Source organism: Hydrocoleum sp. CS-953, from assembly GCF_002260545.1.
In the GTDB taxonomy this organism is placed as follows: domain Bacteria; phylum Cyanobacteriota; class Cyanobacteriia; order Cyanobacteriales; family Microcoleaceae; genus Trichodesmium.
Map to the genome: position 1 here is coordinate 1 of NZ_LGSU01000403.1, position 2998 is coordinate 2998.

At 39.9% G+C, this 2998-nt stretch carries 3 protein-coding genes; all 3 read left to right on the forward strand.

The window, feature by feature from the left end:
- Positions 1-394: 394 nt before the first annotated feature.
- On the forward strand, positions 395-779 hold a 385-nt coding region (locus AFK68_RS40950; protein WP_371357219.1), incomplete at its 3' end, for a family 10 glycosylhydrolase.
- A gap of 58 nt (positions 780-837) precedes the next feature.
- Positions 838-1917 carry a glycoside hydrolase family 10 protein gene (locus AFK68_RS03940; protein ID WP_371357220.1) on the forward strand — a complete coding sequence of 360 codons (1080 nt, stop codon included), beginning with the start codon at positions 838-840 and terminating at the stop codon, positions 1915-1917.
- A 214-nt stretch (positions 1918-2131) separates the two neighbouring features.
- On the forward strand, positions 2132-2863 hold the full coding sequence (locus AFK68_RS03945) for a Uma2 family endonuclease (protein WP_094671679.1): 732 nt from the start codon (positions 2132-2134) through the stop codon (positions 2861-2863).
- Positions 2864-2998 lie beyond the last annotated feature (135 nt).

Genomic DNA, 2998 nt, shown 5'->3' on the forward strand with positions numbered 1-2998 from the left:
TATACGCAATAGTCGTTAAAGTTCTGTTCGGCAAAGAAGAGAATTGAGAAATTATCTGACTTTTTCTAGGGAAGATTCTTACTTGTCAACCTCCACTAAAATCTTTTATGGCGATATACGCAATAGTTGTTAAATTTCTGTTCGGGTAAATTATCTTATGTTCAAATAAGTTCAAATAATTAGTTATTATCAGAGCTAGTAGGAAGGTAGGGGTTTGGTCTCCAAACCGTGACACGTTATATCAATTTCCACTCATGTCTATTACCAACCTTCACAAATATTATAAGTATTTAACCGAACATAATATTACTACTGACTAAACCTACAAAAAAATCATTGAACCGTATGAAGTTAAGTATCAGGTAGAATGAGGTTAAATTACCACTATCCAAAAATGAACTTAGTCAACAAACTATTAGCTAAAATCCCCAAAAACATCCACTTTCGACCCAAACATCTCCTCTGGAGTTGCCTCATAATATTAGGACTAACCCTGACTCAAATCTCTAGCTACTTACCCACAGCCACTGCTCAACAAGCATCCTTCTTTTCCCCCAGAGAATTTCGTGGAGTATGGGTAGCGTCCGTCGCCAACATTGACTGGCCTTCTCAACGAGGTCTACCCGTCGCCCAACAAAAAGCCGAACTACTCAACATCCTCAACCGGATGCAAGAACTAAACCTCAACGCTTTAGTCTTGCAAGTTCGACCAACCGGAGATGCCTTATATGACTCTCCTATTGAGCCTTGGAGTGGCTGGTTAACCGGGCAACAGGGAANCCCCAGCCATATTATGACCCCTTAGCATTTGCGATCGCCGAAAGTCATAAACGCAACATCGAACTTCATGCTTGGTTTAACCCATACCGTGCCCAACTCAGTCCTAATGATGGCTCCTTTGCTGCTAATCACATGGCGACCAAATATCCCCAATATGCTTATAGATACGGCAAAAATATTTGGATGGACCCAGGAGCGCAAGTCATTCAAGACCAAACTTACAATACTATTATAGATGTGGTGCGCCGTTATGATGTTGATGCCATTCACTTCGATGACTATTTTTATCCCTATCCTCAAGCAGGACAAGAATTTCCCGACTACCAAACCTACAATAGTTACAAAGCATCTGGCGGCACTCTTTCTCTATCTAACTGGCGACGACAGAATGTGAATAATATGGTGCAACGTCTTTACCAAGGTATTCACGCTGAGAAACCTTATGTCAAATTTGGTATTAGTCCGTTTGGAATTTATCGTCCTGGCAACCCCCCTGGTATTGTTGGTTTCGATCAATATGAAGGTTTATATGCTGACGTGAAATTATGGATGGAGAAGGGTTGGCTAGATTATTTGGCACCTCAACTTTATTGGCGCATCGATCCACCTCAACAAAGTTATCCAGCGTTATTAAATTGGTGGTTGCAACAAAACCCCCAACGTCGTCATATTTATGCTGGAAATTATTTAAGTCAGTTACAAGTTTCTGGTTGGTCAGTATCTGAGTTTGAGAGACAAGTTGCTCTTTCTCGTCAGAGAGCAAGTCAACTTTCTTTAGGAAATATCTTTTTTAGTATGAAGATGTTTCGAGATAATGTGTCGGGTGTAAATAATGTATTCAAAAGTTCGGTTTATCCAACTCCAGCATTACCTCCAGCGATGCCGTGGTTAGATAACCAACCTCCCGCAACACCTACAGGAGTACAGGTTAATTCTGATGTTATTAGTTGGAGTGCTGATAATACTGGAGATGTTCGCTCTTGGGCGTTGTATCAGCAAAATGGTAATCAATGGGCGCTTGTGCAAGTATTAAATTCTGGTACTAATGCGGTGAGAGTTACGCCAGGAACTTATGCTTTGCGGGCAGTCGATCGCTTGGCAAATGAAAGTTCAGAAGAAGTGGTAACAGTGCAGTAATGAAGTCAGAAGTTAGAAGTCAGAAGTCAGAAGTTGTTTTTAGGAGATTTTGAACAATCCTCCAAAAACGTTTCGCCTTAAAAAGTAGAGACGTTGTATAACAAAAATGCGTTTCATGTCACGCAGTGAAACATCCCTACAGGGTTATCATTATTATAGGGGTTTGGAGACCAAACCCCTACACTCTTTTCCCTCAAATTAGTTTAAACAAAATATGATACAACAACTAACTACTGATACTAAATCAGAAATCATTTACCCTGATAGCGACGGTCAACCAATGGCAGATAATACCAAACAATTTCGGTGGATAGTTACTATTAAAGAAAACCTAGAAATATTATTTGCTGAAGTAGCGGATATTTTCGTTGCCGGAGATTTTCTGTGGTATCCCATGGAAGGAAATAACAAAATTCGCCAAGCACCTGATGTGATGGTTGTTTTTGGTAGACCAAAAGGAGATAGGGGTTCATATAAACAGTGGGAAGAAAATAATATTGCTCCCCAAGTTATATTTGAAATTTTGTCACCAGGCAACCGCCCCCAGGAAATGACTAGAAAATTACTTTTTTATCAACAATATGGAGTTGAAGAATATTATATCTATGACCCCGATGAAAATGATTTTGTCGGTTCAACTAGAGTAGGGAATAGTTTAGAAGCAATTCCAGAAATTAATGGTTGGGTAAGTCCGCGTCTAGGTATTCGCTTTGAACTTACAGCAGAGACCCTAGAAATATATCGACCAGATGGAAACAAGTTTCTCACCCCTGTAGAATTATATCGACTCCGGGAACAAGAAAAACAACGTGCAGAGCAAATACAACAACAATTAGACCAAGAAAAACAACGTGCAGAGCAAATACAACAACAATTAGACGAGGAAAAACAACGTGCAGACAGACTAGTAGAAATGCTTAGGCAAAAAGGAATTAACCCGGATTAAAATTCTTGGTAGGGGTTTGCTCTCCAAACCCTCTACTAATGGTCTTCAAACCCTCTACTAATATTGTTGGTAGTCTTACATAGTAATGGTATACAGGAATAAGGAATACCTGGAACGGGAGCAAGATGCTCCCAC

Excerpts from the sequence above, each read along its gene's own strand:
- AFK68_RS03945 (WP_094671679.1), top strand. The coding sequence starts at position 2,132 with ATGATACAACAACTAACTACTGATACTAAATCAGAAATCATTTACCCT.